General features: G+C 66.2%; 1 protein-coding gene. It reads left to right on the top strand.

Going from position 1 to position 24,118, the window contains the following annotated elements; translation table 11 throughout:
- Window positions 1-544 precede the first annotated feature (544 nt).
- Window positions 545-24,091 carry a non-ribosomal peptide synthase/polyketide synthase gene (locus AC5Y4F_RS16765; protein ID WP_499997655.1) on the top strand — a complete coding sequence of 7,849 codons (23,547 nt, stop codon included), beginning with the start codon at window positions 545-547 and terminating at the stop codon, window positions 24,089-24,091.
- Window positions 24,092-24,118 lie beyond the last annotated feature (27 nt).

The raw sequence follows: 24,118 nt of genomic DNA, 5'->3' as shown, positions 1-24,118 counted from the left end.
GCGACCTGCCAGCAGCGCTCAATCATGCGTGGCGCCCGGGATGTCGGGGCCGAAGTTCATTACGCAAGCGTTAATTCGGTTGCACCCGTGCGCAATTGCGGTTTGCTGACGCTGGCCCGTAGCGAAGGGCGTGTACGTTGGAGATAACTCGCCTGCACCAGGCCGGCGCCGCAATCGCTGGCTTTGGCCGCAAGGCGACGGGTGTGTACTCGCTGCGTCGGGCGGCGCGAGGCAACAACTTGTGCGAGTCGCACGAGAAGTCAAGCAAGGTCGGGGATTTGACATGTCAAAAATGTTTTTCCCGCGTCGCCGTGGTGACATTGTCTCGGCGCAACGGGTGTCTTTACGCGCGGGGTCGGACTATGGAATCTCTCACACGCCCGCAGGGCGCTGCAATCGGCCCTGCATACAGCTGCAGAGCGAACGCCAAAAGATTTCGCTTGGTGTTGCTGGTGTGGTAGTAGTAACGGTAAGCGGTTACGCGAAAATTCAAGCGGCGCCGGATATTTGACACGTGCGCAGCACCTAACCCTTGGAGTGTTTCATGGGAGTTGCCGACCGTGTCCTTCCGCTGACGCGGGGTCAGTTAGCCATATGGCTCGCGCAGCAAACCAGTCACTTCGATGCGGAGTGGCAGCTGGGCGTGCTGGTGCGAATCGAGGGCGCACTAGATCGCGTGATTCTGGAGCGGTCGATTCGCCAAGTGGTCGGCGAAGCCGAAACGCTCAGGGCGACTTTTTTTCAAAGGGATGGCGAAGTCTTCCAACGGGCGATCGACTATCCGGAAGTGGAGCTGGCCTGTTATGACCTGAGTGGCTCGCGTGATCCCGTGCGTGAAGCGCGCGAGAAGGCATCGGCGATCCAACAAACACCGCTGCCGCTCACCGGCCCGCTGTTCAAATTCGCGTTATTTCAGACCGGAGCCGACGAATACTACTGGTTTGGCTGCTTCCACCACATAGTCATCGACGGTTTGGGCATTTCACTATTAGGCCGCCGCATTGCCGCTGTGTATTCCGCACTGGCGTCTGGCGGAACGGTGTCTCCGGGCTTTTTCGGAACCCTGCAGGACATGATCGGCCACGAGCTGGAATACGAAGAGTCCACCGATTACCTAAATGATCAAGCTTATTGGGCGGCGAATCTCCCTTCGGGCGGCGGCCCCGATTACCGGTTGCCCGAAGCGGCTTCTCAACGAAGTTCGTATTTGCCGTCTGCGCCTGTGCACCTGGATCCGGCTGTGGCGGGGCAAATCAAGGGGTTGTCCAAAGCGTTGGGAATCCGTCGATCGTCGGTCCTGACCGCGGCGTGTGCCCTGCTGGTGCACGGGTTCGTCGCCAACGGTTGCCAAGAGGTGGTGCTCGACTTCCCAGTCAGCCGGCGCGTGCGCCCGGAGTCAAAGCTGCTTCCGGGAATGGTGGCTGGGGTCGTACCTCTCGTCCTGAAGACCTCCCCGCAATCTTCGGTTGCCGATTTCTGTAAGCATGTTGATTCCCGTATACGAGAAGCGGTGCAACACCAGCGTTTTCCGGTACAGGTACTGGACGGCGAGGGTAACTCTCGTGATCCGCGGCAAGCGGCGAATCGCGTGGTCATCAACCACATCCTGGGCAGGCTTAACCTGAGCCTCGCCGATACTCCTGGAACAGCGGAATACACCACCTTTGGGCCGGTAGGTAATTTCGGTTTTTTCTTTCTCGGATTCGGTGATCAGCACTTGCTGAGCACGCTGGGCGCAGGACGCCCATTCGCCGATTTTGATGCCGCGGATTTAGCAAACCGGTTGCAACGGATCCTGGCCGCGATGGCTGAGTTGCCCACGCGGCGACTGGTGTCGATGGATGTGTCAGCTGTCACTGGGGAGCCTTGCCTGAATCGGTGGGGCAACGGTGCGGTGTTGGCCGAGCCGGCTTCGGCGATGGTCTCGGTTCCGGAGTTATTCGGCGTGCAGGTGGCGCGTGCGCCGGAGGCGGTGGCGTTGGTGTGTGGTGACCGCTCCTGGACTTATCGGGAGTTGGATGAGGCCGCCAACCGGGTGGCGCATCTATTGGCGGGCCATGGGGTGGGCCCGGGTCGGTGCGCGGCGTTGTTGTTGCCGCGGTCGACTGAGGCGATCGTGGCGATCTTGGCGGTGTTGAAGACCGGGGCGGCGTATTTGCCGATTGATCCGGCGGTGCCGGCGGCGCGGTTGGAGTTCATGCTTGGCGACGCGGGACCGGTTGCTGCGGTGACGACCGCCGGGCTGGCCGAGCGGCTGGACGGGCAAGGCCTGACGATCATCGACATCAACGACCGCAACATTTCCGATCATCCGTCTACGGGCTTACCGGCGCCGGCGCCCGATGACGTCGCGCACATCATTTACACCTCGGGTACGACCGGGGTGCCCAAAGGCGTGGCCAACACCCAGAGCAACGTCGCTCAACTGCTCGACTCGCTAAGCGCGGGCTTGCCGCCGAAACAGGTGTGGACACAGTGTCATTCGTACGCGTTTGACTTCTCGGTCTGGGAGATTTGGGGGGCTCTGCTGCATGGCGGGCGGCTGGTGGTGGTGCCCGAAGAGGTGGCGGGCTCCCCGCAGGACTTTCATGCCCTGCTGGTAAGTGAACACGTCAGTGTGTTGACGCAGACGCCGTCAGCGGTAGGGATGCTCGCACCTGAAGGCTTGGAGTCGACGGCGTTGCTCGTCGGTGGTGAGCCCTGCCCGGCCGAGGTGGTGGATCGGTGGGCGCCGGGGCGGGTGATGGTCAATGCCTACGGTCCGACAGAGACCACGGTGTATGCGGCGATGAGCGCGCCGCTGGCGGCGGGCTCGGGAACACCGCCCATCGGCTCGGCGGTTTCGGGTGCGGCGTGTTTCGTGCTGGACGGCTGGTTGCGCCCGGTACCGCCCGGGGTGGTCGGTGAGTTGTATGTGGCCGGTCGAGGCGTGGCGTACGGGTATGTGCGGCGGGCTGGGTTGACCGGGTCGCGGTTTGTGGCCTGTCCGTTCGGCAAGCCGGGAACGCGGATGTATCGCACCGGCGATCTGGTGTCTTGGGGTCCTGATGGCCAGCTGCGCTATGTGGGGCGCGCAGATGAGCAAGTCAAGATCCGCGGATACCGCATCGAATTGGCTGAAGTTCAGGCGGCGCTGGCCGCGATGGACGGGGTGGCGCAGGCGGTGGTGGTCGCGCGCGAGGACCGTCCCGGCGACAAACGCTTGGTGGGTTATGTCATCGGCTCGGTCGACCCGAGCGAGATCCGCGCCGCGCTAACCGAGCGGCTTCCCGGACATATGGTCCCGGCGGCGGTGGTGGCCCTGGATGCGTTGCCGTTGACACCCAACGGCAAGCTCGACGCCCGCGCCCTGCCGGCACCGAAGTACCAGGATGTCGATCATTACCGCCCACCCACCAACGCCGTCGAGAAGATCCTGGCCGATATCTACGCCGAGGTACTGGGGCTGGAGCGCGTTGGGGTCGACGACTCGTTCTTCGAGCTTGGCGGCGACAGCATTCTGTCGATGCAGGTGGTGGCCCGCGCCCGTGCCGCCGGCCTGATATGCCGCCCGCGCGACATATTCGTCGAACAGACCGTGGCCCGGCTCGCCCTGGTGGCCGGAATGTCCGACGGCAAGACTGGCCCGATCGACGAGGGCATCGGGCCGCTGGTCGCCACCCCGATCATGCGCTGGCTGCAGGGCGTCGAGGGCCCGGTGGAACAGTTCAACCAGACGGTCGTGGTGCTGGCGCCCGCCGGGGTGACCGAGGCGGACGTGGTGGTGCTGTTGCAGGCCTTACTGGATCGGCATCCAATGTTGCGCCTCCGGGTAGACGACGACGGTGCCCGGGGCTGGTCGTTGCACGTGCCCGAAGTGGGGTCGGTGGATGCCGGCGCGTGTCTGCGCTCGGTGCACGAGCTATCCGATGAGGTGCTGATATCGGCGCGGTCGCAGTTGAATCCGGCTGCCGGAGTGATGCTGAGTGCGCTATGGGTCGGCACTACTGGCCAGTTGGTGGTGATGGTCCACCATTTGGCCGTCGACGGGGTTTCGTGGCGAATCCTGCTCGAGGATCTCAACATCGCGTGGGCCCAGCATCGCGCCGGTCAGCCCGTAGACCTGCCGGTGACCGGGACGTCCTTTGTCAGTTGGGCATCGCTGCTGGACCAGAAAGCGCAAAGCCCCGAGATCGCCGGTCTAGCCGAAGGCTGGCGACAGGCGGCGGGGATCCCGGCCGCCCTCCCGGCGGTGCAGCCGGGACTGGATACCTATGCCACGGCTGAGCGCATATCGCTGGACCTGGATGCCGAGACGACCCGGATGCTGCTTGGCGAGGTGCCCGCGGCGTTTCATGCCGGGGTGCACGAGATTCTGTTGATTGCCTTCGGGCTGGCGACGGCGGAATTTTTGGGCACCGGCGGCGCGCCGATCGGCATCGACGTCGAGGGCCATGGGCGTCACGAGGAGCTCGCCCCAAACGTCGACTTGTCGCGCACCGTGGGGTGGTTCACCACCAAATACCCGGTGTCGTTAGGGGTCGGCAACTTGCGCTGGAATCAGGTGATTGCCGGCGAGGAGGCGTTGGGCGCGGTGCTCAAGGACGCCAAGGAGCAGTTGCGTGCCCTGCCGCACGGGCTGACCTACGGCCTGCTCCGGTACCTGAATCCCGATGTCGAGCTGGGCGGCTCGGATCCGGCGATCGGCTTCAACTATCTGGGTCGTTTTGGCGCCCCGGCGGGCGACCGGTCTGGTGACGGTTGGCGGTTCGGTCAGGAAGGCTGGTCGCTCACCGGCGCGGCCGGGGCGACGCCCATGCCGCTCGCGCACACCGTGGAGCTCAACGCCGGCACCGTCGACGCCGACAGCGGCCCGTATCTGCACGCCGATTGGACGTGGGCGCCCTCGGCACTTGATCGTACGGCGGTTAACCGGTTGGGCCAGTTGTGGTTTGAAGCTCTGGCCGGAATCTGCGCGCATGTGCGCGCCGGTGGGGGCGGGCTGACGCCGTCCGACATCGCGCCTGCCCGCCTCAGCCAGCAGCAGATCGACGAGCTATGCCGGCAAGAGCGGGTCGCCGACGTGCTGCCGCTGACCCCCCTGCAACAGGGACTGCTCTTTCACGCCAGCACGGCCCGAGGCAGCGACGACGAAATGTATGCGCTGCAACTTGATTTCACCGTCAGCGGCACCCTGGAGCCCGACCGGTTACGCGATGCGGTGCATGTGGTGGTCAACCGGCATCCACACTTGGTGGCGCGGTTCTGCACACAGTTCGACGAGCCGGTGCAAATCATCCCGGCCGATCCAGGGGTCCGGTGGCGGTTTGTAGATCTCCACGCCGACGGCAACGACGTCGACGCGGATGACTTGATCCAAGACATATCCGCCACCGAGCGCGACGCGGTCTGCGACCTCGCCGGCGGGCCTGCCTTTCGGGCAGCCCTGATTCGCACCGCGCAGCGCCGGCACCGATTTGTGCTGACTTTCCACCACATTCTGGTCGATGGCTGGTCGCTACCAATCTTGCTGCGGGAGATCTTTGCCAGCTATTACCAGGAGCCGCTGCCCGCGACCGTCTCCTATCGCACATTTCTCACCTGGCTGGCCGGACGAGACCTTGACGCCGCCCGCACGGCATGGCGCGAGGCGTTGGCAGGCTTCGACGCCCCCACGCTGGTCGCCCCTCAAGGTCGGTTGGGGCAAGGGCGGCGCGGCTTTGCGTCGGCTAGCGTGCCCGAGCGAACGACGCAGGCCCTCAGCGAGCTGGCCCGCTCCTGCCACGCCACCGTCAGCACCGCGCTGCAGGGCGCGTGGGCGCTGCTCCTCACCTCACTGACCGGTCAACACGATGTCGCCTTCGGCACCCCGCGGTCGCGCGCGGGCCAGTCCGAAGTGCCCGGGGCGGAGTCGATGGTAGGGCTGTTGATCAATACCGTGCCGGTGCGGGTGAGGATCACCGCGACGACCACGACCGCGGACCTGCTGGCCCAGCTGCAAGAAACCCACAACGATCTGCTCGAGCACCAGCATCTGGCGCTGATCGACATTCACCGTGTCACGGGCCACGAACAACTCTTCGACACGCTCTTCGTGTACGAGAACTATCCGATCGACACCATCGTGCCGTCGGACGCTGACGACGCGGACGCGGTCGCCATCACCGAGTTCACCAACCTCGAATACAACCACTACCCCTTGACGATGGAGGCCCTGCCGGGCCGTGAGATAGACCTGCGCGTCGAGTACGACACCGACGTCTTCGACGCGGGCCGGATCGAGACCCTCATCGAGCGGTTGCAGCGGGTACTGGTAGCGATGACCGCCGACCCTTTGCGGCCGCTCTCGACGGTGGATCTGCTCGATCGCAGTGAGCATGAACTGGTCGTGTCGCGCTGGTCTGGTGCTCAGGTGGCGGCACCGATCGGTGTGGCCCCCGAGTTGTTGGCCTCGGCGGTGAGCGCCGACCCGGATGCTTTGGCGGCCGTCGACGGCGACCGGGCCATGTCGTATCGCGAGCTGGACCAGTGGTCGACGCGGCTGGCGCGGGTGTTGATCGAGTCCGGGGTGGGTCCCGAGCTCGCAGTGGGCGTGGCCATGGGCCGGTGCCTGGAATTGGTAGTGGCCTGGTGGGCGGTGGCGAAGGCCGGCGGCGTGTATGTGCCGGTCGATCGGACCCACCCGGTCGAGCGGATCACCACGCTGTTGGACACGGTGTCCGCGGTGTGTGTGTTGACCTGTGGCGGCGACACCGTAGCCGGGTCTGGGACGCGCCCGGTGCTGCGCATCGACACTCTTGACCTGTCCGCCCGTGGCGCGGATCCGATCACCGACGCTGATCGGCTGGCGGCGCTCGGGACAGATGACACCGCCTTCGTGATCTTCACCTCCGGGTCCACCGGCGCCCCTAAGGGGGTGGCGGTCAGCCACGCCGGTCTGTTGGGTTGGGCTGCGGCGCAACGCAACCTGTTCGACCTAGACGAAAACGCGCGGGTGCTGATGGTCGCCACCCCGACCTTTGATGCGTCGGTGGGCGAGTTGTTGTTGGCCGTCGAATCGCGGGCGACGCTGGTGCTGGCGCCGCCGCAGGTGTATGCCGGCGATGCGCTGACCACATTGCTGCACGAGCAGCGCGTCAGCGCGGCGATTCTGACTCCGACGGTGTTGTGGTCGCTGGATCGGGACCGCCTGGCCGGGTTGGCCACAATCGTCGCTGTGGGAGAGGCTTGCCCGGCGGAAGTCGTCTCCGCGTGGGCGCCGGGTCGTCAGATGTTCAACGGCTACGGTCCGAGCGAGACCACCATCTGGGTCACCTGTGCACGTTTGTCGGCGGGGCAGCCGGTCACCATCGGGGCGCCGATCCCGGGGGTCCGGGCGTTGGTGCTCAATGCCTTCCTGAATCCGACCCCCGTCGGTGTGCTGGGCGAGCTCTACCTCAGCGGGCCGGCGCTGGCGCACGGCTATGTGGGCCGGACGGAGTTGACCGCGGAACGGTTCGTGGCCAATCCTTACGGCGAACCCGGGTCGCGGTTGTACCGCACCGGCGACCTGGTGCGGTGGACTTCGGCCGGCACCCTGGAATACCTCGGCCGTGCCGACGCCCAGATCAAATTGCGCGGACAGCGCATCGAATTGGGTGAAATCGAGAACACTCTGCTCGCGTGTCCGCAGGTGGCCCAGGCCGCCGCCACCGTGCACCACAGCGAGATCGGCGATCACCTCGTCGCCTACATCACGCTCAAGCACAGCACCACCTCCGACGGCGACGTCGAAATCGTCGAAGAGTGGCAACAGCTGTACGACGAGCTCTACGGCGCCCAGGTGGAGGTGCCGGATTTCGGCATGGACTTCCGGGGCTGGAACAGCAGCCTCACCGGCGAACCGATTCCGCTTGACGAGATGATCGAGTGGCGCTCTGCCACGGTGGACCGGGTCATGGCCCTGCGGCCGCAGCGGGTGCTGGAGATCGGCGTGGGCTCCGGGCTGTTGCTGTCACAGATCGCCCCGCATTGCGAAAAGTACGTTGCCACCGATATGTCGCCGGTGGTCATCGACAATCTGGGTCGTTCGTTAGAGCAGTTGCAGATCCCGTGGCGGGACCGGGTGCACCTGCTGACGCAGCCCGCACACGTTACCGACACGCTGCCGCCGCGGCACTTCGACACCATCATCGTCAACTCGGTCGTGCAGTACTTCCCCAATGCGGGATATCTGACCGAGGTCATCGACAACGCCATCGAACTACTGGCACCTGGTGGTGCATTGTTCGTCGGCGATGTTCGCAACCACAGCCTGCAGGGCGCGTTCCAAACCGCGGTCGCGTTGGCGCGTGCCGATGCCACGGACGCGGCCGATATTCGCCGGCGCGTCAAGCATGCCGTGCTCGGCGAGCCCGAATTGCTCTTGGCACCAGAGTATTTCACCACCTTGGCCGCCGATCGCGAGTCAGTGGGCGGCCTTGAGATCCGAGTCAAACGTGGCCTGGCCGACAACGAACTCAACCGGTATCGCTACGACGTCGTCATCCACAGAGGCCCCGCATCGGTGCGCTCGCTGGGCGCCGCACCCGGCTGGGCCTGGACGGAATGCGGCGGCCTCGAGGGGCTGCGGACACGATTGCTCGCCGAACATCCCGCCGCGGTGCGCATCACCGAAATCCCCCGCACCGGAGTGATCAGCGACGTCCGCATCGAGCGCGGCCTTGCCGCCGGGCTGCCGTTGGCCGATGCTCTCGCCCAAGCCGAGCCCGACGCAGCCACCGCCGAAGATCTGCATCGGCTCGGCGAAGACATCGGATACCACGCGGCCGTCACGTGGGGCGCCCAACCCGGAACACTGGATGCCGTTTTCATCGTTCCCGTCGACGGTGAGGGCCGCCCAGCGCTGACAGACCTCTATCTGCCCGGCCCTCGAGCCGGTCAACGCGGCACCCACAACGAACCCCACGCCAACACCAAGATCAGCGCGGTCCGTCAGCGGTTGAGCGCGTGGTTGCCCGAATACATGGTGCCCACGCACATCGTGGTGCTCGAGGAATTCCCGCTGACCTCCTCGGGGAAGCTCGACCGCAGGGCCCTTCCGGCGCCCGAGTATCAGGACGCCGACCTCTACGACGCGCCGAGCGGGATGGTCGAGCAGATTCTGGCCGGCATTTACGCCCAAGTGCTCGGGCTCGAGCGGGTGGGTGTCGGAGAGTCCTTCTTCGACCTGGGCGGCGATTCGCTGTCGGCGATGCGCTTGATCGCCGCGATCAACACCAGCCTGGGCGCCGATCTTTCGGTGCGCACCCTGTTCGAGGCGCCCACCATCGGTCAACTGGCGCCGCATATCGGTGGGGATGCGAGTCGCTTGGAGCCGCTGGTGGCCGGCGAGCGACCTGCGGTAGTGCCGTTGTCGTACGCCCAGAACCGGCTGTGGTTCATCGGCCAGTTCCAGGGGCCCTCGCCGGTCTACAACATGACGATGGCCTTGCGGCTGACCGGCTGGCTGGATGCCGACGCGCTGGGCGCGGCGCTGGGCGATGTGGTGGCCCGACATGAAAGCCTGCGCACGGTGTTCGCGGCGTCCGAGGGCACACCCCAGCAGCTGGTGCTTCCTGCCGAGCAAGCGGACTTCGGGTGGCAGGTCGTCGACGCGGATGGGTGGCCGGAAGGCCGGCTGAATGAGGCGATGCAGGCCGTTGCCCGGCACCCGTTCGACCTGGCGAACGAGATCCCGTTGCAAGCGCGGCTGTTCCGTATCAGCAACTCCGAACACGTGCTGGCGGCCGCGGTGCATCACATCGCCGCCGACGGCTGGTCGATCACCCCGCTGGTGCGTGATCTGGGTATGGCTTATGCCAGCCGGTGCGCGGGGCAGCCGCCTGGTTGGCAGCCGTTGGCGGTGCAGTATGCCGATTACACGCTGTGGCACCGTCATCAGCTGGGCGATCTCGATGACAGCGGTAGCCCCATCGCCGCGCAGTTGGCCTACTGGCAGGACGCGCTGGCGGGGATGCCGGAGCGCCTCGAGCTGCCCACCGATCGGCCCTACCCGATGGTCGCCGATCAGCGGGGTGCCCAGGTGAGCGTGGACTGGCCGGCCGAATTGCAGCAACAGGTTCATCGGATGGCCCGCGAACACAGCGCCACCACCTTCATGGTGGTCCAGGCCGCTTTTGCCGCGCTGCTGTCCAAGATCAGCGGCAGCAGCGATGTGACGGTGGGCTTCCCGATCGCCGGGCGCCGCGATCCCGCGCTCGACGAGCTGGTCGGCTTCTTCGTCAACACTTTGGTGCTGCGCGTCGATCTGGCCGGAAACCCCACCGTGGCCGAGCTGCTGGCGCAGGTACGGCGGCGCAGTCTGGCCGCCTACGAGCACCAGGACGTGCCCTTCGAGCTGCTTGTCGAGCGGCTCAACCCGACCCGCAGTATGACCCATCACCCCTTGGTGCAGGTGCTGTTGGGCTGGCAGAACTTCGACTGGCAGGACAGCAATGCCGCCGGGTTGACCCTGGGTGATTTGGAAGCCAAGCCACTGTCGGTGGACACCCAGACCGCCCGCATGGACCTCACGTTCACGTTGGCCGAACGCTGGGGCGACGGCGGTGCCCCGGCCGGGATCGGCGGGGTAGTGGAATTCCGCACCGACGTGTTCGACGCGGCCAGCATCGAGGCGCTCATCGAACGATTCCGGATGGTGTTGGCCGCGATGACCGCGGATCCGGGTCGGCCGCTGTCATCGGTGGACGTGGTCACCGAGGCCGAGCACGCCCGGTTCGATCGTTGGGGTAACCGTGCGGTGCTGAGCCGGCCGGGGCGCAAAGCGTCGATTCCGGCGTTGTTCGTCGCCCAGGTAGGGCGGACGCCGGACGCGGTGGCCTTGGTGTGCGGTGAGCATTCATGGACTTACCGGCAGCTAGACGACGCCGCAAACCGGTTGGCACATCTACTGATTGGCCACGGCGTCGGTCCGGCACAGTCGGTGGTCATGCTCTTCCCTCGGTCCGCCGAGGCGATCGTCGCGATATTGGCGGTGCTCAAAACCGGGGCCGCATATCTTCCCATTGACCCGGCGCTGCCCCCGGCGCGGATCGAGTTCATGGTGGGCGACGCCGCGCCGGTTGCCGCCCTCACCACCGGTGGTTTGGCCGAGCGGCTGGACGGGTTCGGCCTCACGGTCATCGATGTCGCGGACCCCGCCGTCGACGCTCAACCCAGCACCGCGCCTCCGCCACCTCACCCCGACGAGACCGCCCACATCATCTACACCTCCGGCACGACCGGGGTGCCCAAAGGGGTGGCCGTCGCCCAGCACAACGTTGCCCAATTGTTCGACGGACTCGATATCGGTGTGGACCTGGGTGCACCGGGACAGGTGTGGACACAGTTCCACTCCTATGCCTTCGACTTCTCGGTCTGGGAGATCTGGGGTGCCCTCCTCAACGGTGGACGCCTGGTGGTGGTTCCCGACGTCGTCGCGCGTTCCGCCGAAGAGTTCCACGCACTCCTCGTGGGTGAGCAGGTCAGCGTCCTCACCCAGACTCCGTCGGCGGTGGCGATGCTGTCGCCGGAGGGTTTGCCGTCGACGACATTGGTCATCGGTGCCGAGCCGTGTCCGCCGGAGTTGGTGGATCGGTGGGCGCCCGGGCGGGTCATGGTCAATGTCTACGGCCCCACCGAGACGACGATGTGGTTGTCCAAGAGCACGCCGCTGCAGGCGGGGTCGGGCGCCCCTTCGATTGGCTCGCCGGTGGCGGGTGCGGCATTTTTTGTGCTGGATGCATGGTTGCGACCGGTCGCTGCCGGAGTTGTCGGCGAGCTGTATTTAGCGGGCCGGGGCGTCGGATTTGGATATTGGCGCCGGCCCGACTTGACCGCGACGCGCTTTGTGGCATGCCCGTTCGGAGGCGTGGGAACACGCATGTACCGCACGGGCGATCTGGTGTGCTGGGGCGCGGATGGACAGCTGCGATACTTCGGACGCGTCGACGAACAGGTCAAGATCCGCGGGTATCGCATCGAACTCGGCGAAGTGCGCTCAGCTCTCGCTGCGCTCGACGGAGTGGAACAGGCGGCGGTGATCGCCCGCGAGGATCGCCCCGGTGATAAGCGCCTGGTCGGTTACGTGACCGGCAACGCCGACCCGACCGCGGCGCGCAGCGCGCTGGGCGAGCGGTTGCCGGCCTACATGGTGCCGGCGGCGGTGGTGGTGCTCGAGGCGCTGCCGATAACCCCGAACGGCAAACTCGACACCCGCGCCCTGCCGGCACCCGACTACGCCGCGGGCGGATACCGCGCCCCCGGTAGCGCGGTCGAAGAGATTCTGGCCGGCATCTACGCGCAGGTCCTCGGGTTCGAGCGTGTCGGGGTCGACGACTCCTTCTTCGATCTGGGTGGAGACTCACTGTCGGCGATGCGGGTCGTCGCCGCGGTCAACGCCGCGCTGGACGCCGGCCTTCCGGTGCGTTCCTTGTTCGAGGCGCCCACAATCGCGCAGCTGGCACCGCGAATCGGTGCAGATGCGGGCAGGGTTGCGTCGTTGGTCGCGGGGGAGCGGCCGGCGGTGGTCCCGTTGTCGTTCGGCCAGAGCCGCCTGTGGTTCCTCGACCAGTTCCAGGGGCCCTCACCGATGTACAACATCGCGGCGGCGCTGCGCCTGGACGGGGAGCTCGATACCGCTGCGCTGGGCGTGGCGCTGGCCGACGTGGTGGGTCGTCACGAAAGTCTGCGCACGCTGTTCCCATCGGTCGACGGGGTACCGCGGCAGGTCGTCGTGCCCGTCGAGCGCGCGGACTTCGGCTGGCAGGTCGTTGATGCCAGCGGATGGCCGGAAGGCCACCTGGTCGACGCCATCGGTGCCGTGACGCGTCACCGGTTTGATCTGGGCGCCCAAATTCCAATGCGCGCTTGCCTTTTCAGGGTCACCGATGACGAACACGTGCTGGTGGCCGTCGTGCACCACATCGCCGCCGACGGCTGGTCGCTCACGCCGCTGGTGCGTGATCTGGGTGTGGCTTATGCCAGCCGTACCGCGGGGCGCGCACCCGGATGGGCGCCCTTGACGGTGCAATATGCCGACTACACGCTGTGGCAACGCGCGCAGCTTGGAGCTTTGGACGACGGCGACAGTCGCATCGCCGCGCAGCTGGCCTACTGGCAGGATGCGCTGGCCGGCATGCCCGAGCGGCTGGATCTGCCCACCGATCGGCCCTACCCGCCGGTGGCTGACCAGCGTGGCGCGAGTGTGGCGGTGGAGTGGCCGGCGGAGCTGCAGCAGCGGCTGGAGAGTGTCGCTCGCGAGCACAACGCGACCACGTTCATGGTCGTGCAGGCCGCGCTGGCCGTGCTGCTGTCCAAGATCAGCGCCAGCAGCGATGTGGCCGTGGGTTTCCCCATCGCCGGTCGCCCCGATCCCGCCTTGGACGAGCTGGTTGGTTTCTTCGTCAACACCTTGGTACTGCGCGTCGATGTGGCCGGCGATCCCAGCTTCGCCGAGCTGCTGGCACAGATCCGGCGGCGCAGCCTATCCGCCTACGAGCATCAGGACGTGCCCTTCGAGGTGCTGGTGGAGCGGCTCAACCCGACCCGGAGCATGACCCACCATCCACTGATCCAGGTGATGTTGGCCTGGCAGAACCTGCCCGGCCTCAGCGCTGACCCTGCCACCGGGCTGACCCTGGACAATCTGCGCGTAACCCCGCTGCCGGTGAACAGCCAAACCGCCCGGATGGATTTGGAGTTTTCGCTGGCCGAACGCTGGGCCGAGAGCGGTGAGCCGGCCGGAATCGGCGGAACGGTCGAATTTCGGACCGATGTCTTCGATGCGGAAAGCATTGTTGCGCTGGTCGGGCGGTTGGAGCGCGTGGTAATGGCGATGACGGCGGACCCGACACGGCGGTTGTCGTCGGTGGATCTGCTCGACGAGCGCGAACGCGTTTGGCTTGATGAGCGAGCTAACCGGGCGGTGTTGGCCCAGCCGGTGACCACAGCGGTCTCGATTCCGGTGCTGTTCGAGGCGCAGGCGATGCGTGCCCCGGACTCGGCAGCGATGAGTTGCGGTGGATCGACGTGGAGCTACCGCGCCCTCGATGCGGCGGCTAATCGGCTGGCGCATCTGCTAGTCGGTCGGGGTGTCGGCGCCGGCGGATGTGTGGCGATGCTGGTGGAGCGTTCGGCCGAGGCGGTCGTGGCGATTCTGGCGGTGCTCAAAACCGGCGCGGCTTATCTGCCGATCGACCCGGTATTGCCGACCACGCGGATCGGATTCATGCTCCGCGATGCGGCGCCGGTGGCCGTCATCACCACACCAGATTTGCGATCAAGACTGAACGGTCATGACCTACCGATCATCAACCTCGACGATGCCGCTGCCGATGAACAGCCCAGCACCGGCCTACCCGCGCCGGGCCCCGGCGATATTGCGTACCTGATTTACACCTCGGGCACCACCGGGGTGCCCAAGGGCGTCGCGGTCACCCACCGCGGTGTGACCGAGCTGTTGGCCTCGTTGGACGCAGGCCTGCCGCCGGCCGGGGTGTGGGCACACAGTCACTCATTGGCCTTTGACGTTTCGGTGTGGGAGATCTTCGGCGCGCTCTTGCGTGGTGGGCGGCTGGTGGTGGTGCCCGAGTCGGTGGCGCGCGCACCCGAAGCGTGGCACGACATGCTGGTCGGCGAGGGCGTCAGTGTGTTGACCGAGACGCCGTCCGCAGTGTCGGTGTTGTCGCCGCAGGGTTTGGAGTCGGTGGCACTGGTGATGGCCGGTGAGGCTTGCCCGCCCGACGTGGTGGATCGATGGGCGTCAGGGCGGGTGATGGTGAACGCCTACGGTCCGACCGAGACGACGATGTGTGTCGCGATCAGTGCGCCGCTGACGCCCCGGTCGGGGCCCGTTCCGATCGGTTCGCCGGTGTCGGGAGCGGCGCTGTTTGTGCTGGACAAGTGGTTGCGTCCGGTGCCGCCCGGGGTAACCGGGGAGCTGTTTGTGGCCGGTGGCGGGGTAGGCGCCGGGTATGTGGGCCGCTCGGGTTTGACGGCCTCGCGGTTTGTGGCGTGTCCGTTCGGAGGCGTGGGAACGCGCATGTACCGCACCGGCGATTTGGTGTGCTGGGGTGCCGATGGGCAGCTGCGGTATCTGGGGCGTGCCGATGAGCAGGTCAAGATCCGCGGGTATCGCATCGAGGTCGGTGAAGTTCAGGCCGCGCTGGCCGCGCTCGACGGGGTGCAGCAGGCGGTCGTCGTCGCCCGCGAGGACCGCCCCGGAAGCAAACGATTGGTGGGTTACGTCACCGGGACCGCGGAGCCCGTCCAGGCACGCGACGCGCTGGCCGAGCGGCTTCCTGCCTACATGGTGCCGGCGGCGGTGATCGCATTGGAGGCGCTGCCGCTGACACCCAACGGCAAGCTCGACACCCGAGTCTTGCCGGCTCCGGAGTACACCGCCAGTGAATATCGCGCTCCGGAAAACCCAACCCAAGAGATCCTTGCCGGCATCTACGCCCAAGTCCTCGAACGCGGGCACGTCAGCATCGATGACTCCTTCTTCGACCTGGGTGGAGACTCGCTGTCAGCGATGCGAGTCATCGCCGCAGTCAACGCCAGCCTTGATGCCGGGCTTGGAGTACGCGTCTTGTTCGAGGCGCCCACAGTGGCCCAGTTGGCGGCCCGTATCGGTACTGAAGGGGGTGGACTGGAGCCACTGGTCGCCGGTGAACGTCCGACGGTCGTTCCGCTGTCGTTTGCCCAGAACCGGATGTGGTTCCTCGATCAGTTACAGGGCCCATCACCCATCTACAACATGGCAGCAGCGTTACGGCTCTGCGGGCGATTAGACCCCGAGGCATTGGGTGCGGCGCTGGCCGATGTCATCGACCGTCACGAGAGCCTGCGCACGCTATTCCCGGCGCCAGAGGGGATTCCGCAACAACTGGTGGTCGCGGCCGAGCGGGCCGAATTCGGATGGCAGGTCGTCGACGCCAGCGGCTGGCCGGCCGGCCGGCTCCAAGAGGCCATCAGCGAGACGGCGCTACAGCCGTTCGATTTGGCTAATGACATCCCCTTCCGGGCGCGGTTGTTCCGGGTCGCCGCGGACGAGCACCTGATGGTGATCGTGGCGCACCACATCGCCGCCGACGGCTGGTCGATGACGCCACTGACGCGTGACCTGGGTATGGCCTACGCCAGCCGTTGTGCGGGGCGGGCTCCGGGGTGGGCTCCGCTGGCGGCCCAGTATGTCGATTACACGCTGTGGCAGCGTGCGCAATTCGGCGACCTCGAAGACAGCGGCAGCCGTGTCGCCGCGCAGCTGGCCTATTGGGAGGATGCGCTGGCCGGGATGCCCGAGCGCCTGCAGCTGCCCACCGATCGGCCGTATCCCCTGGTTGCCGACCAGCGCGGCGCCAGCGTGCTCGTGGACTGGCCAGCCGAGCTGCAGGAACGGGTGCGTCAAGTGGCCGGCGAGCACAACACCACCAGCTTCATGGTTGTTCAGGCCGCGCTTGCAGTGTTGCTCTCGAAACTCAGCGGCAGCCCCGACGTGGCAGTGGGGTTCGCGTCCGCCGGCCGTACCGACCCCGCCCTCGATGACTTGGTTGGCTTCTTCATCAACACCTTGGTACTGCGAGTGCAGTTCGGCGGGGATCCGACCGCCGCGGACTTACTGGCCCAGGTTCGGGCACGAAGTCTGGAGGCGTTCGAAAACCAGCACGTGCCTTTCGAAGCGCTGGTCGAGCGCCTCAACCCGACCCGAAACCTGAGTCATCATCCGCTGGTTCAGGTGGTGTTGGCGTGGCAGAACCTGCCCGGTTACGAGACTGCAGCCGACGGTCTGGTCTTGGGTGATCTGCAGGTCACGCCGTTGCCGGTGGACACCCAGGCGGCCCGCATGGACCTGACTTTTTCGTTGGCCGAGCGCTTCGGCGAGGACGGCGTGCCCGCGGGGATCGGCGGGGCGGTGGAATTCCGCACCGATGTTTTCGACGCTGACAGCATCGAGGCGCTAGTCCGTCGATTGGAACGGGTGCTGTGCGCGATCACGGCCGATCCGACCCGGCCGGTGTCGTCGATCGATCTGCTCGATGAATCGGAGCGTGGCCGGCTTGACGAAATCGGTAACCGGGCGGTGCTGGCCGAGCCGGGTATTGCGCCGGTGTCGATGCCGGTGGCATTTGCCGCGCAGGTGACCCGCACCCCGGATGCGGAAGCGCTGGTCTCCGAGCACATCTCACTGACCTACCGGGAGCTTGACGAGGCGTCGAACCGGTTGGCGCATTTGTTGGCCGGTTACGGCGCGGCCCCGGGACAGTGTGTGGCGCTGATGTTTTCCCGATCTGCCGAGGCGATCGTGGCGATGCTGGCGGTGCTTAAAACGGGAGCGGCGTATCTGCCGATCGACCCGGGGGCGCCGGCGGCTCGGATCGAGTTCACGCTCGCCGATGCCGGGCCGATCGCCGCGGTCAGCACCGCCGAGCGGGTTGGGCGCTTAGCGGGCCATGGCGTCGTGGTCATCGAGGTGCGCGACCCCGCTATCGAAACCCAACCCAGCACGGCGTTGCCGGCGCCGGACCCGGAGGAGATCGCGTACCTCATCTACACCTCTGGCACAACCGGTTTACCCAAGGGGGTCGCGGTCACGCAGCGCAGCATGGCCCAGATGATGACGTCGCTGGATGCCTACACCCCGGCGGTGCAGACGTTTGCGCAGTGCCATTCCTATGCCTTCGATTTTTCGTTGTGGGAGATCTGGGTTCCGTTACTCGGTGGCGGCCGGGTGGTGATCGTGTCCGAGTCGGTGGCGGGCTCGCCGGAAGATCTCCACGATTTGCTTGTTACTGAGCGGGTCCGCGTGCTCGCCCAGACCCCGTCGGCGGTGGCGATGTTGTCGCCGGATGGGTTGGAGTCGACGGCGTTGGTGGTGGCCGGTGAGGCATGTCCGGCCGAGGTGGTGGACCGGTGGGCAGCACCCGGGCGGGTGATGCTCAATGCGTACGGGCCCACCGAAACAACGATGTGCGTTTCGGTCAGTCCGCCGTTGACCGCGGCGCCGGGGGCGCCGCCGATTGGGTCGCCGGTGCCGGGGGCGGCGGTGTTCGTCCTGGATGGGTGGTTGCGTCGGGTGCCTGCCGGGGTGGTGGGCGAGTTGTATGTGGCTGGTGATGGGCTTGCGGTTGGCTATCTGCGTCGTGCGGGGTTGACGGGGTCGCGGTTTGTGGCGTGTCCGTTCGGGGATTCGGGCGTGCGGATGTATCGCACCGGGGATCTGGTGCGTTGGCGTGCTGATGGGCAGTTGGATTATTTGGGCCGTGCCGATGAGCAGGTCAAGATCCGCGGGTATCGCATTGAACTCGGCGAAATCTACACGGCGCTAATGGGTGTGGAGGGCGTGGAGCAGGCGGCGGTGATCGCGCGCGAGGACCGCCCCGGCGACAAGCGCCTGGTGGGCTACGTCACCGGCACAGTCGACCCGGCCAGAGCGCGCGCCGCGTTGGCCGAGCGGCTGCCTGGCTATATGGTCCCGACCGCGGTGGTGGTGCTCGACGCGCTGCCGTTGACCGTCAACGGCAAGCTGGACACTCGCGGGTTGCCGGCACCGGATTACGCCGATGGGGATCGTTATCGCGCTCCCGGTGATGCCGTCGAGGAGATCTTCGCTGGCATCTATGCCGAGGTTCTTGGGTTGGAGCGCGTCGGGGTCGATGACTCGTTTTTCGAACTTGGTGGCGACAGCATTTCGTCGATGCAGGTGGTGGCGCGGGCTCGAGCGGCCGGGTTGGTGTGTAGGCCGCGCGATATTTTCGTTGAGCAGACGGTGGCTCGGTTGGCGCGGGTCGCGGGGGTGGCCGACGGTGATGGTCGCATCGATGAGGGTGTCGGGCCGGTGGTGGCCACGCCGATTATGCGCTGGTTGGCGCAGGTCGATGGGCCGACCGATCAGTTCAATCAGACGGTGGTGGTGCAGGCCCCCGCGGGGGTGACCGAGGCTGACGTGGTGGTGGTGTTGCAGGCCCTGCTGGATCGGCATGCCATGCTGCGGCTGTGTGTCGAGGACGATGGCAGCGGGGCCTGGTCGATGCGAGTGCCCGAGACCGGTTCGGTGCAGGCCGGCTCTTGTCTGCGGTCGGTCGATGTCGTCTCCGATGACGCGCTCCTGGAGGCGCGGGCGCGGTTGAACCCTGCCGCTGGGGTGATGCTTAGCGCGTTGTGGGCTGCCTCGACGGGCCAGCTGGTGTTGATCGTGCACCACCTGGCGGTCGACGGGGTGTCGTGGCGAATTGTGTTGGAAGACCTCAACATTGCTTGGGCCCAACATCGTGGCGGCCAGTCGATAGCGCTGCCGGTGACCGGGACCTCATTCGCCCGATGGGCGGAACTTCTCCATGAGCACGCCCACAGCCCGGAAGTTGTTGCTGCGGCACAGATGTGGCAACGGATCGCGGCGACCCCCGCGGCGTTGCCTGCGGTGCAGCCAGTCGATACGTACGAGACAGTCGGGCGATTGTCGATGTCGCTGGACGACGCCGAGACGACTCGGATGCTTCTCGGTGAGGTACCCGCCGCGTTCCATGCCGGCATACACGAGATCTTGTTGATCTCCTTCGCCTTGGCGATGGCGGAGTTCTTGGGCACCGGCGGCAGTCCGATCGCGATCGACGTCGAAGGCCACGGGCGTAACGAGGAGCTGGCCTCCGGTGTGGACCTGTCGCGCACGGTTGGCTGGTTCACCACCAAGTACCCCGTTGCATTGAACATCGGAGGGCTGTCCTGGGCGCACGTGATCGCCGGCGACGCGGAGCTCGGGGCGATGATCAAGGACGCCAAGGAGCAGCTTCGTGCCCTCCCCGATGGCCTCACTTACGGATTGCTGCGCTACCTGAACACCCAGGTCGATCTGGAAGGCGCCGACCCCCCGATCGGGTTCAATTACTTCGGGCGCCTGGGCGGGTCGGCCGACCTATCGGGCGAGGGCTGGGGGATCAGCCCGGACGGCGCGTCGATTACCGGCGCGGCCACGGCTGTGCCGATGCCACTGATGCACACCGTGGACCTCAATGCCGGCACCATCGATACCCAGACTGGGCCGTGCCTGCAGGCCAACTGGACGTGGGCGCCGTCGGCAATGGATGAGGCGCAGGTTGCCCGGTTGAGCCGCTTGTGGTTTGACGCCCTGGCCGGTATCTGCGCGCACGTGCGCCGCGGCGGAGGCGGGTTGACGCCGTCCGATATCGCTCCCGCCAGGCTGAACCAGCAGCAGATCGACCAGCTGCAGCAGCAGCAGGCGATCGCCGACATTTTGCCGTTGACACCGTTGCAGCAGGGACTGCTCTTTCACGCCCGCACCGCGCAGGTTAGCGCCGCTGACTTGTACGCCGTGCAGCTGAATATCGAGCTGACCGGTGCCCTCGACCCGTACCGACTGCGTGACGCGGTGCACACGGTCGTCAAGCGGCACCCACATCTCGTGGCCCGCTTCTGCCCGCAATTCGATGAGCCGGTGCAGATCATCCCGGCGAATCCAGGGCCACCTTGGCGCTATATCTACCTCACCGCGTCGGGCGATGCCGAGATCGATCGGCAGATCGAGCAAGTGTGTGTCGCCGAACGCGCCGCGGTCTGCGAGCTGAACGGCGACCCGGGCTTCAGGGTGGCACTGGTGCGCGTCAGCGCAGATCGGCACCGATTTGTCGTGACGAATCACCACATCGTGGTCGATGGCTGGTCATTGCCGATCTTGATGGGGGAGATCTTCGCCGGTTACCACGGACAGCGATTGGGCGCGGCAGGCTCGTATCGCCGGTTCGTGACCTGGCTGGCCGAGCGTGATCTGGACGCCGCCCACGCGGCATGGCGCGAGGTGTTGGAAGGCTTCGACACCCCCGCTCTGGTCAGCTCGGGGCACAGGTTGGGGCTGGGCACCCGAGGCGTGGCATCGTTCGGGCTCCCCGCCGAGATCACGGAGGCTGTCGGTGATTTGGCCCGTTCATGCCAGACCACAGTCAATACGGTGCTGCAGGGCGCCTATGCCCAGTTGCTGTGCTGGCTGACCGGCCAGCACGACGTGGCGTTCGGTACCACGGTGTCGGGTAGGCCGGCCGACCTCGTCGGCTCCGAGTCGATGGTGGGACTGTTGATCAACACCGTGCCGGTGCGGGCGCGCCTCACGCCCACCACCACCGCCACCGAACTGCTCGAGCAACTGCGCAACACGAATAACCTCACGCTCGAGCACCAGCACCTCGCCCTCAGCGAGATCCACCGCATCACCGGTCACGAGCAGCTGTTCGACACGCTGTTCGCTTATGAGAACTACCCCGTGGATGCCGCGGCATTGGCCGCCGACGGGGAACTGGCGATCGGCGACATCGGCCGCCACGAATCCACCCACTACCCGCTGACGGTGCAAGTCCTGCCCGGGGCCGGACTGGGCCTTCGGGTCGAATTCGACACCGGCGTGTTCGATCACTCCGATATCGAAACGCTGATCGACCGGTTGCAGTGGGTGCTGGGGGCGATGGCCGCCGAACCCAACCGGCGGCTCTCGGCTATCGATTTACTGGGTAGCGACATCGCTGCCCGCATGCGCGAACTCGGTAACGGGGCGGCGGTGATCCAGCCCGCTCCCGACCCGGTCTCGGTCCCGGCGTTGTTCGGTGCGCAGGTGGCGCGCTCGCCGCAGGCCGTGGCGCTGGTGTGCGGTGAGCGCACCTGGACTTACGGCGAGCTGGACGAGGCCGCCAATCGCTTGGCGCAGCTGCTGGCCGCCCGGGGTGCTGGTCCGGGTGAGTGCGTCGCGGTGTTGTTCGGGCGGTCGGCCGGAGCCATCGTGGCGATTTTGGCGGTGTTGAAGACCGGGGCGGCCTATTTGCCGATTGACCCGGCGGTGCCGGCGGCGCGGATCGGGTTCATGGTCGCCGACGCCGCGCCCATCGCCGCGGTCACCACCGCGGCGATGGCCGACCGGCTCCGCGGGCATGACCTGCTGATCATCGATGCCGACGACCCGATTATCGACAGCCAGCCCAGCACCGCACCGACGAGACAGCCGGCCCCCGATGACATCGCGCACATCATCTACACCTCTGGCACGACGGGCGCGCCCAAGGGCGTGGCGATCACCCACCAGAACGTGGCCCAGCTGCTCGACTCGCTCGGCGCCGGCCTGCCCCCGGGGCAGGTGTGGACGCAATGCCACTCCTACGCCTTCGACTTCTCGGTATGGGAGATCTGGGGCGCTCTGCTGCACGGAGAGCGGTTGGTGATAGTGCCCGAAGAGGTGACGGCCTCGCCGGAGGACTTCCACGCCCTGCTGCTGGGTGAGCACGTCAATGTGTTGACCCAGACACCATCGGCGGTCGGGGTGCTTTCGCCCGAGGCCTTACAGTCGACGGCGTTGTTGATCGGTGGTGAGGCCTGCCCGGCCGAGCTGGTGGATCGGTGGGCGCCGGGACGGGTGATGGTCAATGCCTACGGCCCGACCGAGACCACGGTGTACGCCGCGATGAGTGCGCCGCTGGCGGCGGGCTCGGGAACACCGCCCATCGGCTCGCCGGTGTCGGGCGCGGCGTTGTTCGTGCTGGACGGCTGGTTGCGCCCGGTGCCGCCCGGGGTCGTCGGTGAGTTGTATGTGGCCGGCCGGGGGGTGGCGTGCGGTTACGTGAGCAGGGCAGGCCTGACCTCTTCGCGGTTTGTGGCCTGCCCATTCGGAGCACCGGGTACACGTATGTACCGCACCGGCGATCTGGTGCGATGGCGCGCCGATGGGCAGCTGGACTACGTGGGTCGTGCCGATGAGCAGGTCAAGATCCGCGGATACCGCATCGAACTGACGGAAATCCAGGCGGCGTTGTCCGCGCTTGACGGAGTGGCGCAGGCGGTGGTGGTCGCCCGCGAGGACCGCCCGGGCGGCAAGCGTCTGGTGGGCTACATCACCGGCACCGTCGATCCGGCCGAAGCGCGCGCCGCGCTGGCCGAACGGCTCCCCGGTTACATGGTCCCCTTGCTATTGGCGCTCGAGGCGCTGCCGTTGACGCCCAACGGCAAAGTCGACGTCCACAGGTTGCCGGCACCCGACACCGCCGGCCGGTATCGCGCCCCGAGCACCCCGACCGAAAAGACCTTGGCCGGCATCTACGCCGAGGTCCTCGGTATCGACCGCGTCGGGATCGACGACTCGTTCTTCGACCTCGGGGGCGACAGCATCTCGGCGATGCGCGTGATCGCCGCGATCAACGCGAGCCTGGACGCCGATCTCGCGGTGCCCGCCCTGTTCGAAGCGCCCACAGTGCGAACTTTGAGCCATCGGCTGCAGACGCACACCGCCCCTACTCAAGAAATAGTTCCCGTTCAGCGTCTGAAAGGTGGAAGCGGGACCCCGCTATTCTGCGTCCATCCTGCGGGTGGGGTGAGTTGGCCGTATCAGGTCCTCGGCAATCACCTGGACTGCCCGATAATTGGAATTCAACAGATTCTGCAGGGCGATGAGCAGGAACCCCGGTCGATTCGAGAGATGGCAGGGAATTACGCCGACAGGATCGAAAACGTTCATCCCGACGGACCATGTAATCTTCTCGGCTGGTCCTACGGCGGTGTGATCGCGCACGAACTCGCCATCGAGCTTCGGCAACGCGGGCGCGCCACAAGCCTTTTCCTTCTCGACTCTCAGCCGGTCATCGACAGCCGCATGGCATTGCAGGACTATGCGCTGGACGAAACTCAGATCGTGAAAGAAATCCTGGAATTCTACGGCGTAAGCACGCCCGAACCGAATGAGTCGCTGACCTTTGAGCAAATCGAAGAACTGATTCGCCGGCACGAAGCGATCGAGCTCTCGCGGCACAAAGATCTCTTGAATCTGCTTCTTGCAAATCTGAACACGAATCTCGCGATGTACCGGGTTCACGAACCCGGCATCTTAGAGGGCGATATGACCATCTTTTCCGCTGCGCGAGACGACAGCGATCGCGGAACGCATCTTCTACAGAGTTGGCGGCCCTACGCTACCGGCGACATCACCGTCTACCAGGTCGACTGCACGCACAACGAGATGCTGACCACCGAATCGGCCGGCATGTACGGCCAGCGACTCAAGCGCTCGCTCGACCTGGATTTCTCGTCGCGAGATGGCGCTGCCGGTTAGCGATCGGTGGTGGGTCGTGCAGGTCGT

It is taken from the genome of Mycobacterium sp. NGS56 (assembly GCF_059812425.1).
Note: the sequence above shows the minus strand (reverse complement) of the source record. Positions and strands in the feature narration are given on the sequence as shown.

Bases quoted from the DNA above. Each gene is read 5' to 3' on its own strand.
- AC5Y4F_RS16765 (WP_499997655.1), top strand. From the start codon at position 545: ATGGGAGTTGCCGACCGTGTCCTTCCGCTGACGCGGGGTCAGTTAGCC.